This is a genomic window from Christiangramia pacifica (assembly GCF_057221535.1).
The window spans coordinates 1,172,906-1,192,435 of the sequence record NZ_CM170146.1 but is presented as its reverse complement, the minus strand read 5'-3'; the positions used below and the strand labels follow the sequence as shown (position 1 = coordinate 1,192,435).

Sequence of the window (19,530 nt, the reverse complement as noted above, 5' to 3'; positions counted from 1 at the left end):
TAAACAAATTCTTTAGAAAGCTCCTTTGCAATGATAGCAAGGGAGCTTTTTAATTTCCAGTTACGCGAATATTATCCAGGTCATAAGTTGTGGTTTTATCATAAGTAGAACCAAGATATCTGAAACCGATCCATATTTCACCTTCCAGGCAGGAGATATCTATACTTGAATTTTTAAAAATAGTAGCATTAGAACTTGAAGGTCCTAAAGGAATATTCGCATCCAATTCAACCCATTCAGTTTCTTCAGGATTTCCGGTAAAATCCTGGGTGATGAAAACTTCAAGAATCAACCCTTTATCATAAGAGGAAAGAATATCAAAGCTCAGCATTTCCATCTCAGAATTATTGAGATCAATAGCCGGGGTAACCAGCCATGCTTCTAAAGGACTCTCTACCGTATTATATGCTGAAATCCTTAAAATCCTGTTTCCGGAAGAAAGGGTTGGGGTAAATTTCTTCTCGCCTCCACTTACATTAACATTCGTCCATCCCCTACTATTTAAGGTGGTATTTGATGTTACTCCTTCAAAATTCTCTTCAAAAAGTATTTTTGATCCTTCAGAAAAATTATTACCACAATCCAGAAAATCGGTATCACAACGTTCTTCATTCATCTGCAGAGCGCCGGGAGAATTAACTACGATCACGAAATGTTCATCATAGAAATCACGCGTTAGAATTCCTTCAATACTACCGGAACCCTTAGGAATAAGAAGCATTTTAAAATTTGAAAAAGTACTCGTACTCATCAGGATTGTTTCACCAGTATTACAACTTTCCAGTTGCCGCTCACCATCATATTGATCTGAAGGGCTGGAAGCAAAAGAATACACTTGATTTTCCCTGACTAAATTTCGATCAAATTGAACTTCATCAATTTTTACATATAGATTTTTAAGATCAGGATTCAGATCTGATAAATTTATCTGAAGCGGTTTGATCTCTGCGGTTACTTCAGTTCTGAAAATATGTTCATCTATCAGAGAATTAGGAATTGCCACTACATCTCCCCTATTCTGAATACCTAGTTGAAGAACTCCATTGTTATATCCTAAGCTCAATCCGTCAAGTTTGACATAGATCTTTCTACCGAAATTATATGTTTCGAATAGAGAGTTATGGTCTACCAAAATCTGTATACCTGAAGTTGGATTTTCAGGTTTATCCTGAACTATCAATTCCTTATAAAAATTCCCGCCGGCATCATCGGAAATTACATAAGCTTCAAACCAGGTATCAGTATCATTAAAAGTATAGATCGCTTCTGTGGAAAAGTTGAAATTTCCTTTAACTGATGCTATGTTGGTTTGATTGCCCTCAATTTCCACTTCATTAATCGCCAAATCCGGTAATTCAAAATCATCTGTTTTAACGCAACTAAAAAACAGGGTGAAAACCAAATAGCTTAAAAATCTAATATTCTTCATCGTCCATCATTTAAAATCTCAAATACACATTAGCAAAAAAGGTAATTCCCTGGCCAAACCAGTATCTATTTGAAAAAAGAGGTAATTCCCGATCCTGGTCTTCCTTTAAATTTCTGTAATTGGAATTCCGCGCCTGTTCATAACCACCACTTTTGTAAAAGATTCCAAAAATGTTATTCAGACTTAGAAAACTTCCCAAGTATTTATCCTTAATTCTCCAGGACTTTCCGCCTACCAGGTTTGTCAGATAATAATCATCAAACTTTTCCTGCTTCAGTAATTGCCGGGCAATCTCTGGATTATAATCCAGCAATGGCAAACCATCATAATCCTGCTGAAAATTTACCGTGCGGTTTAGGGGATTTATATCAACAAATCCGTTAGCGAAATAATTCAGGGAAATTCCAAACCACCAAAAATCGGGATCACGATATTCAAACCCAATTTGGGCAGCGGTTTGTGGTCCTCCAGCCAGATGGTAATTTTCTAAGTATGCCTTTCCGAAATTTAGCGGCTGGTCAAAGCTTGCAGAATAGAGCGATAAGTCAGGATTATTGGCATATAAATATTCTCCTAAAGCAAGAGCCGTCTTCAATTTTATTGTAGATGTCACCTGGGACTCGGCGCCTACTTCAAGTCCGTAGTATTTTTTGTCCATTCCCGTTAATACTTCCTGAACAAAAGCGGTAGTATTTTCCTGTTCCAAACCGGACAACCCTTCTGCGAAATAATATGAAACTTCCGTAATATCAGCGATTTCGGTGAAAAATCCGGTTATTCTAAAATTCAGAAAAGAGGATCTAAACCTGTAAGACAGATCTCCGGAAAGAATTTTTTCATTATTTAAGTTACCGACTAAAAAGTCATTCTGCCTAGGGTTGATAAATACATTTCGGAATCCAGGCGCCTTGGTGAAAAAGGCAGTATTCAATTCAAAATTCTGTCTTCCTGAAATTTTGAAAATAGCACCGCTTTTTATTCCGTAGTTGAAGAGATTTACTGCCTCCCCTTTTCCAAGCGAATTTTCAGGAAAAACTCCATTTTGATAAATACCTGTTCGCTGATACTTAACAGATTCAATATTTCCAGCGAGGTAAAATTCAAATTTTCTTAGCGACCATTGCAGCTGGTTAAATATTTCAGTTTCTTCTGCATCGATCAAATATTCATATTTATATCGTTCCCCTTCAGATACTATTTTATTGAGGTTTTGGAGATCACTCTGGGCAGCCAGACCTAACACAGATCCGGGCTCATCTCGTACAAAAACATCTATGTCCAGAAAGCCATCTCCACCTAATAAATCCTTGATCCGGGCAAAATTTTCACTTGTTAAAGAATGATATTTTAAAGTGGAATTTAAACTGAGATTATTATTTATTTTCCAGTTAAAATTAGAATTTAACTGAATTGATCTATCGCTATTTACGTCTTCCGAAAGCGTATAAATAGCATTTTCAGAATTGGAATTTGCCGAATAAAGTGAATTCCAGTCCAGCTGCCCGTTTTGAATAAAATCATTTTGAGCCCGGTAAGCCGATTCAAAATTTTGAGAATCTGGAAACCTCAGGAAATAAGAAGGCAATTTCTGGTAATACGAGGGATCAGGATTAATTCCACCACCATAATAACTTGTCTGGCCATTACTAATATCCAAATTTGTTCCTCCATAATCTATCCTTGAATTTGAGATTTCCCCAAACTGATAGGAAATTCCCGAGGAAAGCATTGCATTTTCTGCGATTTGCCAGAAATGGTGCAACATCAATACAGGTTCTTTGGTTTCTCTAATTCTGGAGTTTCTGATCTTTCCTTCCTGGTAACTCCAAAATGGATTATAGGTCGCTCCTTTGAGCTCCAGGATTTCTTCCGTTAAAGCTGAGGACTTCCCCCTTGTATTCGGGGTATAAAATCCTGATAAATTTAGTGAGTGATTTTGGGACAATTTCTTTTCAGTAGTAAAAAAGAAAGAATTGGAACTATAGGTAGTTCCATCTATATAAGCCTCCTCTGCAAACCTCCTCCCAATTGACAACGCATAATACCAACCATTATCCTTCTCTCCAGAAGCATAAGTTGCCATCAATCGACCTGTGTAACTTCTATTCGCACCTGAAATTGACAACCTTCCGCCTTTCTGATATCTGGACGCCCTCATGATAATATTGGTAGTGCCGCCAAGACCTCCGAATTGATAATCATTTGCGGAAATCCCATTTGAAAAAACCTGATTACGCTGAACATCATTTAAGCCTCCCCAGTTAGCCCATTGAGGTCTGCCGTCGTAAAGCTTATTCATTTCCATGCCGTTTATGAGCACTTTTCCATATTCTGATCCCAAACCTCTCGGTCTAAAGAAAGTCTGACTAAAATCGAAAGCAGCTGCATTCAAGAATACATCACGGGAGGATTGCAGGATACCGGAAATGTTATCAAATTCTGTTTCGTCAGAAAGTAATTCTGCATCAGATAAACTAATCGTGTTCTGATTTATCAATTCAAAAGCAGGATCGGGTTCTAATAGAATGGTTTCTAATGACCTACTCGCACCTGATGATTTGAATGGTATCCGTTTCAAAACATATCCCGGCTTATCTACTCGAAGTATAAAATCACCGGCCGGTAGGTTGGTTATATCCAATAGAAATTCTCCATCCGAATTGGAATAGGTTTCTAAAAAAACGCTTTCTACTGAAACTTTTACCTGTGGTAAGGGCACTTCGGTAAAGGTATCTACAAATTTACCTCCTAAGATAAATTGCTGGGAATTTGAAGACATGCCTGTGAACATGGCTACAAAGACCAAAACAACCTTTATGTACATTTATCTGCCCCAAAATAAAATTGAATTATTCTATCGGTTAAATATATAATAAACTTATTTTCAGTACTTTAAAAAAGTCAATTAATTTTAAAAAACTTGAGAATTTACTGCAACAGCCTGATCAAAAACTTACTATTTATAAGTACATATTTGCTTTTTCACCCTGCTAGCGGGCAGGAATACAGAGAATATCAAATCCAGACGATCGCCTTTTATAATGTTGAAAATTTATTCGACACGATTGATAACCCGGATACTTTTGATGATGATAGAACTGAGGGCGGAAAAGATGTATGGAATACTGCTAAGTATAAAAAGAAGATTGATAATATAAGTCGGGTACTTTCCGAAATTGGGAGTGATCTAAGTAAATCTCCACCCGCCATTATCGGACTTTGCGAGGTAGAGAACAGGAAGGTATTGGAAGATTTGGCAGACCATCCCAACTTAATAGCATATTCTTATGGAATCGTGCATTTTGATTCGCCAGATGAGCGAGGCGTGGATGTTGCTCTATTGTATAGAAAAGAATTCTTTAGGCTATTAGAAACTAAAGCAAGAAAATTAGTGATATATGAAACTGATAATCCATCAAAAAGGGATTACACACGGGATCAGTTGGTAATAAGCGGACTTTTGAATAAAGAGGAAATTCATTTCATCGTAAATCACTGGCCGTCCCGTGGAGGAGGTGAGGCCCGAAGTGCCTATAAAAGAGAGAAGGCAGCTTATCTTAATAAAAGGATTATCGACTCTTTAATACGGATAAATCCAGATTCCAAAATAATCTCCATGGGTGATTTTAATGATGACCCTACTAACAAGAGTTTTAAGAAAGTTCTGAACACTAAAGCTGCAAAAGCTGATATTCAGTCTAATTCAGATCTTTTCAATCCTATGGAAAAAATGCTTCAAAATGGTAAAGGGAGTTTAGCATACAGGGATTCATGGAATCTTTTTGACCAGATATTTATGACTGGAAACCTGGTCAGGCAAAGTGATTCCGGATTTCAATTTTATAGGGCAGGAATATTTAATCAGGCCTACTTAGTTGCTAACTCAGGTCAATTTAAAGGTTATCCGGCCAGAACCTATGGATATTCGGGGTATGAAGGAGGTTACAGCGATCATTTTCCGGTTTATATCCATCTAATTAGGCCTATCAACAATCCATAAAAAAAGCCCGGTAATAACCGGGCTTTTTAAATTTCTAAGAATGGTTTACAACCATGCACTCCATGGAATTCTGGAAAGCATCACCACAAATGCGAGTCCGTAAAAAATGGCCAGCATCTTAAATTTTGGTCTGGAAGTAAGTTTCTTTTTATGTTTAGAATATCCTACAGTGATCAAAGCAATGGCGATGATCATCATTAACGGATGCTCCACATTGTATAATCGCAACGTAGCATCGCTCATCACTCCGCCCATTCCTTCTTCAGCCCACATGCTGAAATAAGGCGTAGTAAAGTAAAGCACGATCCCGATCAATAACTGAATATGAGAAACGATCAACGTAAAGAGCGCTATTCTGAAATTGGTAGCTGAATATTCTTTATTCGTTGCAAAACCAACAATAGCATTAAAACTAGCGATCAAAAGCATTAATAAAACCAGGTATGCCCAGTAAGAGTGTATAAACTGAATAGTTTCGTACATAATTAATCTAATTTTTAGGTCGTTGCTAAATTACTAAAAGCAATCGGTATTATTCCCAGCGATTTTCAGCTGCCTGTCCGCCCCAAATTAAGGTTGCCAGGTATGGATTATCAATAAATGGGTTTCTATTCCCCTGAGCACCTTCAATCACGTTATTACGTTGCATTTCGAATGCCGAAACAGGATCTTCACGATTCCATTTTAGGAAAAGCTCGAGATTACCCACTTCATCAAAATCATCACCATAGCTCAAGTTCACATACATCACGATCCTGGCAACGTCACCTCTCCAGTCATCTCCCGGAAACCATGAATCGCCATTCACTAGTTTGTAAGTTCCACTACCATCAGTAAATGGATAATTCAATCTTTCAGAATTCACATCTACATCTACAACTCTAAGCAGGTGGAGGTCATTTTTAGACTCTTCGGTATTCAGTTTAGATTGCGGATAGATATGCTCTGTGTTATAAGTTTCACCTTCGTTAAGGTCCCCCAGCTGGTATTCATCATCTGGTCTCAATTCACCTGAATACATTAGAACTACCATACTATCATCATTTAAATCTGCATCTGCATCGTATAAATAATCGTGTCTTTGGTAGTATTCCAGCCTGTTGGTATGCTGTGCATCTGTATAGCTGGATAACTCCTGGTAAAGTAAAGTTGGATCAACTGAGAATGTCACTCCTGAATAATAATCTTCCAAAGCATCTGGAATATCAAAACTAACAGGGTCTACCACCGTTACGGTTACCGTAGCTTCTGAACAAGTGTCATCATCATCACAGATCGTGTAGGTGAATGAATCTGTTCCTGTAAATCCGGCTGCAGGTGTGTACATCACAGTTCCTTCGTCTGTTAGACTAATGGTTGCATTAGAACCTGAATCGTCTACTGAAGTCAATACAGCGTCATCGGTAAGATCATCGTTAGAAAGCAAGTTTTCAAAAATCACATTGGAAGCTCCTCTTTCAACAACCACTTCATCATCACTGGCGGAAGGATCACCTTCATCCAGAACATTTATCGTAATGGTTGCCGTAGCACAATTTGGAGTTTCATCATCATCACAGATCGTGTAAGTAAAAGTATCTTCGCCGGAAAAGCCATTTACCGCAGTATACCTTAAGCTTCCGTCTTCACGAATTTCAACAGTTCCATTAGTTCCATCGGTATTGATCTCGGTTAATGAAGCTCCATCAACCAGGTTATCATTATCCAGGAAATTTGTGATATTGTAAGACTGGTTTTCTGTGGTTTCATAGGAATCATCCTGAGCTACAGGAGTACCGGCATCTGAAACAACTATCGTAATTGTTGCCGTAGAACATCTGTCGCTATCTCCAGGAACACAAAGATTATATTCAAAAGTATCTTCTCCAATAAAATCGTCTGCCGGAGAATAAGTAAAAGTTCCGTCGCGATTATCTGCAACCGTTCCTCCTTCTTCCGTTTCTGAATCAAACCCGGTAATGAGCGCATTGTCTACTACCGTGTCGTTACTTAAAATATCGTCTTTAGAAATGATCTCATCTTCATTCTCCACTGCACTAAAACTATCATCTACAGCAACTGGGTTTTTAACTGTTGGCTGCAGTTCTGGAGTTGGCGCAGGGCTATCATCTGAAGAACATCCAAGAATGGCAATACTCATTGCCAGGTACATAAATTTTTTCATTGTAGATTTTTATATCAGGATTGCAAATATCATATAAATCAATGAATTAAAAAACCTCTTACCCAAAGGATAAGAGGTTTTTAATATTATAGAAATTCAATTTCTACTTAGAAACGAACCCATTCACCACCTTCTTTAATAAGGCTGATAGATTCTGTTGTATTTGTTCCATTGTAAATATCGAAAGTCAATACGTATTTCTGTCCTTCTTCTGCTCCAGGAGCGATCTCATTTAAGAAAGCCTGCATTGCAAGAAGTACTGATGCATCATCCCAGTAAGCAGAAGCTCCCGGACGACGGTCAAAGTTCCCGTAACGCTCCATACTTGCGATTTGCGTAGCAAGTGCTTCGTTTCCGCTTAAAGCGTCTGCGATGATTGAGTAATCGTCACCAGAAAGCGTGTACTTAATAGTGTTATCTGGAACCCACATTCCGTTTTCGTAACCAAACTGAAGAGTTTCAGAAGTTACCGTTGGGATCGCATTCCACTCACCACCTTCAAATACGTAGTTCACATATTCAGTAACTGTAGCTTCACCGTTGTAGAATCTATATCCTACAGCTTTGTATTCACCTTCCTGAGCATATGGGAATTCTCTTCCTAAGAAGATTCCTATTTTCATAAGCGCCTCTTCCTCATCACCGAAGTTAGAGAATCTCTGACCAAATTCTTCTGTATAAGAATCTGCAGGAAGCATGTATGGCTCATCCCAGTTTCCGTTAGTGTAAGCGAATACTGTAGTTTCTTCGATAGTTGAAACAGAAGCCTCAGCATCCATTACATAATCGTCACCGCTAAGAACCACGTTCATGATAGCAGTACTAACTGAACCATTATAGATAGCGTAAGAAACAGCGAATTTGCTTCCATCTTCAGCATCTGGATAAGCAGCTTTAAGTGTGAAGTTAATAGCTTCAAGTAGCATAGATTCACTCCAGAAATTGTCACTGCTTGGTCTTACATCAAAAGAACCAAATCTTGCAACGTTTCCAGCAGGTCCTGGGTAAGCTTCAGCGAATTCAGCACCAACAGCATCGTAATCTTCATCAGAGAACTCATAAACAGCTCCTCCAACAGATACATAAGTATTACCGTCAAACTGGATAGTCATGCTTCTAGTTTCAACGCTTCCGCTGTAAACTGCGTAAGAAACATTGTATTTCTGACCAGCAACATCTCCGAATTCTTCAGAAATCACAGCTCCTAAAGCTTCAACTAGCATGTCATCACTCCAGTAATTGTCACTTGTAGTTCTTACATCAAAACTTCCAAATTGAGCAGCATTTCCAGCAGGTCCAGGGTAAGTTTCACCAAACTCTTCACCTACGAAATCATAATCATCATCATTCAATGAGTAAGCGATCTCTTCAGCAAGAAAATTGTAAGTAAGTTCTACGAAGTCTCCCTGTTCAGCTTGAGGATACTTAGCATCAAGAAAATCGATGATCTCTCCTCTTCCAGAAAAATAGTCCACACTAAGGTCTACCATTTCGTAATCTGAAGCAGTAAGAGTGTAATCGTTCACTCTTAATGGATTGTAAAGATCGAAACCAACGTTGATGATAGAACCATCTCCGTAAGTTGGGTAAAGGTCTGAAAGAAGCGAAGGAATCAAAGTTCTTGCATCTTCAACAGAACTGAAGTTAGGAAAACTTTGCCCTAAATCATCGTAATCGTCCTCAGTAAGAACGTAATCAGTCTGTGCAACAGCAAGCTGGCTATCCAGCTCATTGTCAATTTCGTCATGAATATCATCAAGAGGGTTACAGCTAACTATAACCAATCCTAACAATACCAATAGATAGTTAAATGACTTTTTCATTGTTATTTTTTTAGAAATTAAGTTTTGCTCCTACAGTATAAGTTCTTCCGAAACCGTACCATACAAGGGCTGTACGTGCATTGTTTCCAAGACCATTTTGTGCATTAGCAATATATTCTGTATCAGTAATGTTATATACGTTCGCATTCAAAGTAGCATCAAATCCAGCTACAGAGAAATCGTAAGTAAGACCCACATCAAGAGTTCCGAAATCTGGAGTTTTCCATACTTCTGGAGTATCAGGATTAGTTCTGCTTACAGGATCAAAATCAGAATAGAATTCAGCGAAATAGTTGTAGTTCGCTCTGAATCTCATATCTGTAAGGAATTCGTAATCTACTCCAAGACCTGCAGTAGTTTGTGGAGTACCACCTACTTTAGTGTCTTCGATAAAAAGGTTGATCTCATCAATAAGGTTTTGTTCCTCATCAAAGATCTGAACACCTTCTACATTATCTTTCCAGGTGAAATCACCTAAAGATGCGAAACCAGTTACACTAAGACCATCAAACGGACGGTACTCAAAGTCTAATTCAAGACCCTGGTGAAGTGCGTTTACACCTAAGATGTTCGCTACACCAAGAGAACCATCAGGGTTGTTATAAGAATAGATCAAAGATCTATCGCTCCATACAGTTCTATAAATGTTCACATTAGCCTTAAGTACTGAATTTCTGAAAGTATATCCAAGTTCAGTACTAAAAATCTTTTGATTTTCAGCATCAGGGTTAATGTCATTCACGAAATTAAGGAAAACTGCGTCAAAAAATGGAGCTTTTTCGAAATATCCAATATTTGCAAAAAGACCGCTGCTCTTAGTAAAGTTGTAGTTTGCACCACCTTTTACCTGATATCCAAAGAAGTTCACGAAGTCAGTTTCCTGCTGTGGATCTGAATCTAGGTAGTTAAAATAATCAACTCTCTTATAAGAAGTATTCGAAGCTGCAAGAGATACGAATGCATCTAGATCACCTTTTGAGTACTCAGCCTGAAGGAATCCACCTTCCCAAAGAACGATACCATCGTTCCAGTAGCTGATCTTATCTCCAACCTGAGCCAGGTTAACCGGATTATTAACGTTAGAATCATCAAAGTAATACTGTCCACCAAGAAGGTCTGTTACTTCCTGGAAGTGCTTTCCTTTATAGTATCTTAAGTCGATACCTGCAAGAAGTTCGATATCTTCAGTAAGATCTGTAGATAGTGTTGAAATACCTCCAAACCAGTTGTGGTCGTTTCTTGAAGCTCTAAGGATAGTTTCAGATCCTTCAGCTCCTCTAGCTACGTTCTCATCTACAATTAGATCAAGGTTTACAGGTTGTAGGTAACCATCTCTGTACTTAGAATCAAGTCCAAATTTGTTGGTTCCGGCCCATCCACCTCCACCACCAGTACCAAAAGAGGCGTAGATAGCAGTAGATAATTGAGTTCTTTCATTGATATCCCAGTAGTGGTTCAATGACATTTGTGGTTTGTGGTAGAAGTTATCTTCAATATGAGTAACCTGGCCATTCAAATAACCCCAGTCTCCATTGAATTTAGTTCCTCTGTCACTCTCACGATAAGTTTGAATAAGGTGTCTGTTCTGACGCTGTCCGTGTCTCTGTGGAGCACCGAAAGCAGTGAAAGAGATCTCATGATTATCACCTAATTCCTTAGCGATGTTTACGAAGTAGTTGTAACCAATAAATTCAGTTCCGTCTACATAACCATCACCAACAGTTCTTGAAGCAGATACGGTAGCTGCAAGTCCGTTTTCAGAAACTCCTGTAGAAACAGTAGCTCCAAATTTTGTATATCCATCATTACCAGTGGCAGCGTAAATGTTTCCACCTTTTTCTGCATCTGTTGTTTTAGTAACAATGTTTACAGTACCACCAATAGAAGGTACAGCAACTTTAGCAGCTCCTAGACCTCTTTGAGTTTGCATTGTTCTTGTTACATCTGAAAGACCAGCCCAGTTACTCCAGTAAACACGACCATTCTCCATGTCGTTTACAGGAACACCGTTGATCATTACAGCAATGTTTTCACCTTCAAAACCTCTCATTCGAAGCTCAGCATCTCCAAAACCACCTCCAGCTTTGTTAGCATAAACACCAGGAGTAGATTTTAGTACCTCAGGAAATTCCTGGTTACCAATCTTTGTTTCAATTTCAGCAGCGCTGATCGTTGAAACCGCCACAGGAGTTTTTCTATCAATTGCAAGGTTGAAAGACGTTACCACAATTTCGTCTAGTGCATCAGCATCAGGAGATAGTACGATTTCACCTAAATCTATTGTTGCTCCATTGCTAACTGAAAAATCTACGGTCTTTGTTTTGTAACCCACAAAACTAAGTTCGATCTTACCAGAAGCCTGGTCAACTTTAAGCGTAAAATTACCATCAAAATCTGTTGTTGTTCCGGTGTTAGTTCCTACCACCATTACATTGGCACCAGGAAGAGGGCCATCCATTTCAGGATCGATCACCTTTCCGGTAACAGTTCCTTGAGCAAAAATTGTAGCAGACGCAAATAACATCGCTAACAGTAATAATTTCCTCATTTGTTTAATTGTTTGAGTTTGATTAAAAAATTCGTGGCAAAAAAAGATAATTCCTAGGGACTATACTTTATCCAAATGTTAAGATATTTAACTTTAACATTCTGCCGCTGCAAATCTATATAAAAAAAGAAAGTGCCTGATATTAGGCACTTTAAAACTACTAACAGGTTTTTAACAAACTGAGTATTATTGACTTAAATAAAATTTTAATAAATTTTTAGTAGAGGAATCGTGATTATCTAAGTCTTTGGTTGAGAATTCCGCAAGAATTTTGTTAGCAAGTTGCTTACCTAATTCCACACCCCATTGATCGTAACTGAATATGTTCCAGATAATTCCCTGAACAAAGATCTTATGTTCATATAAAGCGATCAATTTTCCCATACTTTCAGGCGTAAGTTTCTCTAAAAGTATTGTATTCGTAGGATTATTTCCTTCAAAAACCTTGAATGACTTGATCCTGTCTATTTCTTCCTTACTAAAGGCTTTCGCCGTTAGCTCATCTTCCACTTCAGCTTCGGTTTTACCATTCAGTAAAGCTTCGGTTTGAGCAAAATAATTCGCCATGAGTTTATCCTGGTGTGACTGGTCTCCAAATAGTGATTCCTTGAAACCGATAAAATCTGTCGGGATCAACTTGGTTCCCTGGTGGATCAATTGAAAAAAGGCATGCTGCGAGTTAGTACCCGGCTCACCCCAGATAATTGTTCCGGTTTGATAATCTACTTTTTCGCCATTTCTGTCTACGCTTTTTCCATTACTTTCCATAATGGCCTGCTGAAGATAGGAAGGAAATTTATCCAAATACTGAGAATAAGGAATCACCGCCTCACTTTCAGCTTCAAAAAAGTTATTATACCAGATGCTGATCAATGCTAATTGCACCGGAAGGTTTTCTTCAAACGGAGTAGATTTAAAATGATCATCCATTTTTCGGGCTCCTTTGAGTAAAGATTCGAAATTATCATAACCAATGGCCAGGCTAATTGACAATCCAACTGCACTCCAAAGAGAGAATCTTCCGCCAACCCAATCCCACATCGGGAAAATGTTTTCTCTATCGATCCCAAAATTTTCCACCTTTTGAAGATTGGTAGAAACTGCCACAAAATGCTTGGAAACTTCTTTTTCTGGAACAGATTTCAAGAACCATTCTCTAACCGTAGTGGCGTTGCTAAGTGTTTCCATCGTTGTAAAAGTCTTGGAAACCACCAGGAAAAGTGTGGTTTCAGGATTGAGATCCTTAATGGTTTCATGAACATGATCTCCATCAACATTAGAAATGAAATGCACATTAAGATGGTTCTTATAAAACTTGAGACTTTCAGCCACCATTACGGGCCCAAGGTCTGAACCACCAATTCCAATATTCACAACATCAGTAAAAGCTTTCCCAGTGTATCCTTTACGTTTACCGCCAATGATATCGTCACTGAACTTCTTTACCCTTTCTTTCACCTCCTGAACTTCAGGTACAACATTTTCACCATGAACTTTAATATCTGCATTTTTATCTGCTCTTAAGGCAGTATGCAATACCGGGCGATTTTCAGTCTGGTTAATTGCTTCTCCTGAAAAATAATCGTCGATTGCCTCTTTCAAATGACATTCATCTGCCAGTTTCAGCAATAAACTGCGAGTATCTTCCGTCATTCTATTCTTACTGAAGTCTACGTAGAAATCATCCCAGCGAATCGTGAATTTATCCGCACGCTTTTCATCATTTTTGAACATATCTTTCATATGCTCATTTCTGATCTTTTTATAATGATCTCCTAATTCCTTCCAGGCTTGTGTAGTGGTTGGATTTATATTTTTCATCTATATATTTTTGTAGGGAATTTTTTCTAACTCTTCTTTAAGTGGCTCTATGTAAGCGAAGTATTCATCCTTTAGCTCATCTTCAATATGCTTTGCTGAAGGCAGATTCTGGCGGTAAGGATCTACCTGCCTGCCATTCACCCAGAAACGATAGCAAACGTGAGGCCCGGTAGCAAGTCCGGTACTTCCAACATAACCAATCACGTCTCCCTGCTTTACAGTTTGCCCATTACGAACATTCCGTTTCGTCATATGCAGGTATTGCGTGGTATACTTACTATTATGTCTCACTTTCACATAGTTTCCGTTTCCGGAAGTATAACTGGAAGCGATCACCGTTCCATTAGCCGTACTCACAATTGGAGTACCGTATGGTGCAGCGTAATCCGTACCTAAATGTGCTTTCCATCTCTTTTGCACCGGATGAAATCGTCTTTTAGTATATCTCGATGAGATTCTGGAATAATTTAGAGGAGCTTTCAGAAAGAAACTCTGCAAAGCTTTTGCTTCATTATCATAAAAGCTTGGTTTCCCTGAAATGGAATCGCTTAAATATCGGAATGCATAATAAGGCCTGTCTGAATGTTTGAAAACAGCTGCATCTACTTTTTCAACCCCGGCGAAAATAGTGTCATCAATATATTTTTCATGATAAACCATTTTAAATTGATCACCTTTCTGAAGTTTGAAAAAGTCAATACTCCATTGGTAAATATTTGATAATTCGTAGACCAAAAGATTACTAAGACCCTGCGCCTGCATTGCTTCTGATAGTGAAGATGTGATCACCCCGGAAACTTCTCTCCTTTTGATACTTACCGGTCGCTTTTTCTTCTGTGCATAAATACTATCTCCCAGCGCAACTACTGTATAATTTATCAGGTCATTCTCATAGATAAAATATTGTGGAGTTCTGGCAGAATCTTTAGCCTTAAGGATCATATACTTCTTCCCGGCAGTAATCCTGGCTGGATTAAAAGTATCTTTTACTTTATTGGAGATTTCAAAAACCTTCCCATGTCCAACTCCATTCTGATCCATGATAAAACCAAAACTATCACCAGACTCAATGGTGTCTTTAACCACTTCAAAATCATTAAGAACAAAACCATATTCTTTTTCCACCGGTGGAAGCTTTTCTTTTTTCACTTCTTTCACCGCCTGGTCTTTTTCTTCATCATTGCAGGCAATCAATGCCAGCATCATCAATAACAGTAAGCTTAATTTTTTCAATTTATTACTTTTTATTTTCAGTATTAAAAGTATGATTTACCCATTGTTTTCCCCAATCTTCCAATTCTTCTTTTGACCAAAGGTTCGGGAAGAATGAAATTCTTTGAAAACTTGGCGGAAGGAATTTTTTCCAGTTGGTTCCTCCGGTTGCTTTCACGGTTGTTTTGTCCTTGCTAAGATAGCGATAAGCTGCCCCCATATGCATCAACAACCAGTTGATATTCACATTCACATCCAGATTTCGCAATGCCTGAATTAGATCTTCGTTATTCCTGTCTTCCTCATGCATCTGCAAATAACGATGGTAAAGGGTACTTTCTTTTACATCGTTCGCAATTCTTAAAAACCGGGGAGTGTATCTTTTTTCAAATTGTTTTAAAGTAAGCGTTTTCTCGCCTGTTTCCAGATCTATACCACCTCTTTTCCAGTAAATATTCTCGTAAAGCTCTTCGGAAGAATTCGCCGAAGAAAAATCCTGCCTAATCTCAGATAAAACCAGATTTTCTAAAGGCGTGGAATACAATTCAATCATTCTGAATTGTGCTGACTGAAAACCGCTGGCAGGTAGTAACGCCATTCTGAATTTCAGGAATTGTTCACGTTCCATTCCCTTAATCATCACATCGAAAGAATCGATCAGAATTCTGAAATATCGGTTTATTCTATTCAGCTTTTCAATAAAGAACGGTGCCGTTAGCGTCGTGCTTTCTATAATTTGCTTTTGCTCGTGAATTATTAACTTGAAATACAGCTCAGTGATCTGATGATATGTAATAAAAATCATCTCATCAGGAAAATGCGTATTTGTTTTTTGAAGACTTAGAAGTGTATCTACCTCTATATAATCCCAGTAGGACAGATAACGGTCGTAAAGAAGACCGTCCAGATAAGAACCCATATCCTGTCCCGAATTCCTAAACTTTTCTTCCAGCTTTAAAATTCGTTCCGCGATTTCGGGTTTTATCTCCATATTTACTTCATTATGATGCTAAATTGATGCTTTAATCCTTTGTATGATTCCAGGTCTGCATCTAAAGATCCAACAGCGAGATCGGCTTCTATTTTTACCGGGATCTTATTCTTATCATCACTAATCCAGAAAGTAAGGCTTTCTTTTTCCTTAAAAACGCGACCTGCAAGTACATACGGCCTGAATTTTAAGGTAGCAACCTTTCCAAATTTTGTTTTGATAACTTCTCTCCCCAGGAAAACAAGCTTGAAATCTATGTTCTCATCATCGATGAACATATTCAACCTCATCTCATCTCCTGTCCTCAGCTTATCATTGTCAATTTGGTTGCGAATATAATAAAATGAAGACAACATATCATGTACATTATTGGGTACAGAAAATGTTTTTCTATCGTTGTTCTCACGATTATATACGTGTGCCTTGTTAGCCTGCTGATCAAAGTTTATTTCGAGATCCTTGGTATAACCTCCTTCATTTATTTTTCGAATGAATTTGTAAGGTTTTCCTGTCCTTTTATCTATATAGGTCTGATAATCATCATCTACTTTGAAGAAAAAACTTAGTAAACCAGTAGATTTACCAACTCCCTGCACATGATAGACAGGCTTATTATTAAGAGTGGTTTCGTTAACCTGCAATGTGGCGTAACTGGCATTGAATAAACCGTAATGAATTCGGAATTTAAACCATTCACCATCCTCAAAAGCATCTTGAGCAGAAATTCGGGGAGTTGTGAACAAGAAAAATATGAAGGTAATTGTAAAAAGTCTTTTTATCATAATAATGTTCTAAGTTTCAGTATTTATCCGCTTAATACGCTGATTACAATTACTATTCCAAAAGTATTAAAACAAAAAACCCCATCAAATTAATGACGGGGATTTTTATCTTATTAACCAACTAAAACTTAAATTATGAAAAAAATTTAATCCATTCCTGGTAACCACTCCAGAAATGCGGTGCAAAAGTCTTGTATTTCTACCTTACCCGCAAACCTTAAATAAACTTTAACTCAAAAGTTATGTGATTATCAAAAAAATGTTTTGACCACCTAAGTTTTAGCAGTTTTTTAGTCTTAATTTAATGTACCTCTCAAATCCTGCTCTCTCTCAATTGCCTCAAAAAGAGCTTTGAAGTTACCTTTTCCGAAGGATTGAGCTCCTTTTCTCTGAATGATCTCAAAGAACATAGTTGGTCTGTCTAAAACAGGCTTGGTAAAGATCTGCAATAAATACCCTTCATCATCACGATCAACAAGAACACCAAGCTCCTTTAATGGCTCAAGGTCTTCATCTATTTCTCCAACTCTATCTAGAAGGTCATCGTAATAAGTTTCAGGAACATAAAGGAATTCAACTCCTCTATCTCTTAACTGGGTTACAGTTTCAATAATATTATCTGTGGCAAGCGCAATATGCTGAACACCGGCTCCATTATAAAAATCTATGTATTCCTCGATCTGAGATTTTTTCTTCCCTTCTGCCGGTTCGTTAATTGGAAATTTAATTCGACCATTTCCATTACTCATCACCTTACTCATCAAGGCAGTATATTCAGTTGAAATATCTTTATCGTCAAATGAAACTAACTGAGCAAATCCCATTACTTTACCATAGAATTCAACCCATTTGTTCATTTCATTCCAACCAACGTTTCCAACCATATGATCAATAAATTTTAGGCCCGTTTCGGAAGCTTTTGCTTTTGTATCATAAACTCGGTATCCTGGTAAAAACGGACCTTCATATTCTCCTCGTTCCACAAAAAGGTGAATGGTTTCTCCATAAGTATGAATTCCAGAGATTACCGCTTTTCCATTTTCATCTTCCAGCTCATAGGGCTCCACATAGGATTTCGCGCCTCGTTTCGTGGTTTCCTCGTAGCTTTTTCTGGCATCATCAACCCAAAGCGCTACGAATTTCACTCCGTCGCCGTGTTTGTTGATATGTTCATTGATGCTTCCATCCTGAGATAAAGGAGAAGTCAGAACAATCCTGATCTTTCCCTGTTGCATTACATAAGAAACACTGTCTTTCTTACCGGTTTCCAGTCCGGCAAATGCTATTGGTTGGAAACCCCAGGCATGTTGATAATAATATGCTGCCTGCTTAGCGTTTCCCACATAAAGTTCTACGAAGTCGGTTCCAAGAATTGGTAAAAAATCTTCTGCTTCCGGAACTACTTTTTCTAAATTTAATGATGTGCTATCTGTCGACATTTTATTTAATTTTATTAAGGATTATTGATATTTTAAAATTCTGATTATTGGCTTCAAAATTTTACCACATCGCTCTATCCTGTGCTGATAAATCTTCTTTCATTTTATTCTCGATCCTCTTCTTCCAACCATGATTTATGGTAAGTTTCGTCTGCTATTTCCATAGCATCTTCAGTTAGTTTCAATGGTTTGAAAGTATCTACCATTACCGCCAGTTCCTCTGTTTCAACCTGACCAATGCTTCTTTCCACGGCTCCCGGATGCGGACCATGCGGGATTCCTGCAGGGTGAAGCGAAATATGACCAGCTTCAATATCGTTTCGGCTCATAAAATCACCATCTACATAATATAATACCTCATCGCTATCAATATTACTATGGCTATAAGGTGCCGGAATACTTTCCGGATGATAATCATATTTTCTCGGACAGAAACTGCATACTACAAAGGCATCGGTTTCAAAAGTCTGGTGAACCGGTGGTGGTTGGTGAATTCTACCCGTAATTGGCTCAAAATCATGAATTGAAAAAGCATAAGGATAATTGTATCCGTCGTATCCCACCACATCAAAAGGATGGGTGGCATAAACCATATCGAAAATTTTTCCCTGCTTTTTTATCTTGATAAGAAAATCTCCTCTTTCATCATTTGTCTCCAGTTCGTGCGGCTGCCTTAGATCTCTCTCACAAAATGGAGAATGTTCTAATAACTGCCCGAACCAGTTTCTATATCTTTTTGGAGTATAAATTGGTCGTCTGGATTCTACTATAAATAAACGGTTATCTTCATCATCGAAATCTATTTTATAGATAGTTCCTCGTGGGATTAGAAGGTAATCACCATATTTAAAATCCAGATTTCCAAGATGCGTTCTCAGTTTGCCGGTTCCTTTATGAATAAAAAGAAGTTCATCTGCATCTGCATTTTTATAGAAATAATCTTCGGTAGAGCCTTGAGGTGAAGCCAGAATAATATCACAATCTGAATTGGTCAATACCGGCTTTCTACTTTTTAAATAATCTGGATGCGGAGTGATCTGAAAACCCTTGAAACGATAAGATTTAAGGTTGTTATCCACCGCAATCTTAGGAGTAACATCATAACTTCCCTTAATCTCTTTAACCTGAGTTGGGCGATGTTCATGATATAGATTGGAAGACATTCCGTCAAAACCAATAGTTCCAAATAATTGCTCATAATATAAACTGCCGTCCGGCTTTCTAAAAATAGTATGGCGCTTATGTGGAATTTTACCTAGTTTATGATAAAAAGGCATAATTATATGTTTTTAAATCGACTTAAAAATTCACGAATTCTTAA

13 protein-coding genes are annotated in these 19,530 nt (G+C 37.9%); 1 reads left to right on the top strand and 12 read right to left on the bottom strand.

The window, feature by feature from the left end:
- Positions 1 to 49: 49 nt before the first annotated feature.
- Positions 50 to 1,429, bottom strand: a complete 1,380-nt coding sequence (locus tag AC2S94_RS05565; protein ID WP_484630521.1) for a DUF5689 domain-containing protein — start codon at positions 1,427 to 1,429, stop codon at positions 50 to 52.
- A gap of 10 nt (positions 1,430 to 1,439) precedes the next feature.
- On the bottom strand, positions 1,440 to 4,253 hold the full coding sequence (locus tag AC2S94_RS05560; RefSeq protein ID WP_484630520.1) for a TonB-dependent receptor: 2,814 nt from the start codon (positions 4,251 to 4,253) through the stop codon (positions 1,440 to 1,442).
- A 96-nt stretch (positions 4,254 to 4,349) separates the two neighbouring features.
- Between AC2S94_RS05560 and AC2S94_RS05555 the strand changes: the two genes are divergently transcribed.
- Positions 4,350 to 5,429, top strand: a complete 1,080-nt coding sequence (locus tag AC2S94_RS05555) for an endonuclease/exonuclease/phosphatase family protein (protein WP_484630519.1) — start codon at positions 4,350 to 4,352, stop codon at positions 5,427 to 5,429.
- A gap of 45 nt (positions 5,430 to 5,474) precedes the next feature.
- Here the strand turns inward: AC2S94_RS05555 and AC2S94_RS05550 are convergent, their stop codons facing one another.
- The 10 genes from AC2S94_RS05550 to AC2S94_RS05505 all read right to left on the bottom strand — a co-directional run bounded on the left by AC2S94_RS05550 (position 5,475) and on the right by AC2S94_RS05505 (position 19,486).
- Positions 5,475 to 5,912, bottom strand: coding sequence for a hypothetical protein (locus AC2S94_RS05550; RefSeq protein ID WP_484630518.1), 438 nt, complete (start codon positions 5,910 to 5,912; stop codon positions 5,475 to 5,477).
- 49 nt (positions 5,913 to 5,961) lie between these two features.
- Entirely contained in the window at positions 5,962 to 7,593 is a 1,632-nt protein-coding gene (locus tag AC2S94_RS05545) for an Ig-like domain-containing protein (RefSeq protein WP_484630517.1), read from the bottom strand.
- A gap of 107 nt (positions 7,594 to 7,700) precedes the next feature.
- Positions 7,701 to 9,416 carry a hypothetical protein gene (locus AC2S94_RS05540; RefSeq protein WP_484630516.1) on the bottom strand — a complete coding sequence of 572 codons (1,716 nt, stop codon included), beginning with the start codon at positions 9,414 to 9,416 and terminating at the stop codon, positions 7,701 to 7,703.
- A gap of 10 nt (positions 9,417 to 9,426) precedes the next feature.
- Positions 9,427 to 11,964, bottom strand: coding sequence for a TonB-dependent receptor (locus AC2S94_RS05535; protein ID WP_484630515.1), 2,538 nt, complete (start codon positions 11,962 to 11,964; stop codon positions 9,427 to 9,429).
- A gap of 186 nt (positions 11,965 to 12,150) precedes the next feature.
- Positions 12,151 to 13,785, bottom strand: coding sequence for a glucose-6-phosphate isomerase (gene pgi / locus AC2S94_RS05530; protein ID WP_484630514.1), 1,635 nt, complete (start codon positions 13,783 to 13,785; stop codon positions 12,151 to 12,153).
- Entirely contained in the window at positions 13,786 to 15,018 is a 1,233-nt protein-coding gene (locus AC2S94_RS05525) for a M23 family metallopeptidase (RefSeq protein ID WP_484630513.1), read from the bottom strand.
- Between the two features lie 4 nt (positions 15,019 to 15,022).
- Entirely contained in the window at positions 15,023 to 15,988 is a 966-nt protein-coding gene (locus AC2S94_RS05520) for a tryptophan 2,3-dioxygenase family protein (protein ID WP_484630512.1), read from the bottom strand.
- A 2-nt stretch (positions 15,989 to 15,990) separates the two neighbouring features.
- A complete protein-coding gene (locus tag AC2S94_RS05515; protein WP_484630900.1) occupies positions 15,991 to 16,767 on the bottom strand; it encodes a DUF3108 domain-containing protein in 777 nt (258 codons plus the stop codon).
- Between the two features lie 299 nt (positions 16,768 to 17,066).
- Positions 17,067 to 18,209, bottom strand: coding sequence for a 4-hydroxyphenylpyruvate dioxygenase (gene hppD / locus AC2S94_RS05510; protein ID WP_484630511.1), 1,143 nt, complete (start codon positions 18,207 to 18,209; stop codon positions 17,067 to 17,069).
- Positions 18,210 to 18,313: 104 nt separating this feature from the next.
- The gene (locus AC2S94_RS05505) at positions 18,314 to 19,486 is read right to left on the bottom strand and encodes a homogentisate 1,2-dioxygenase (RefSeq protein WP_484630510.1); all 1,173 of its coding nucleotides are present in this window, start codon (positions 19,484 to 19,486) and stop codon (positions 18,314 to 18,316) included.
- Between the last annotated feature and the right edge of the window lie 44 nt (positions 19,487 to 19,530).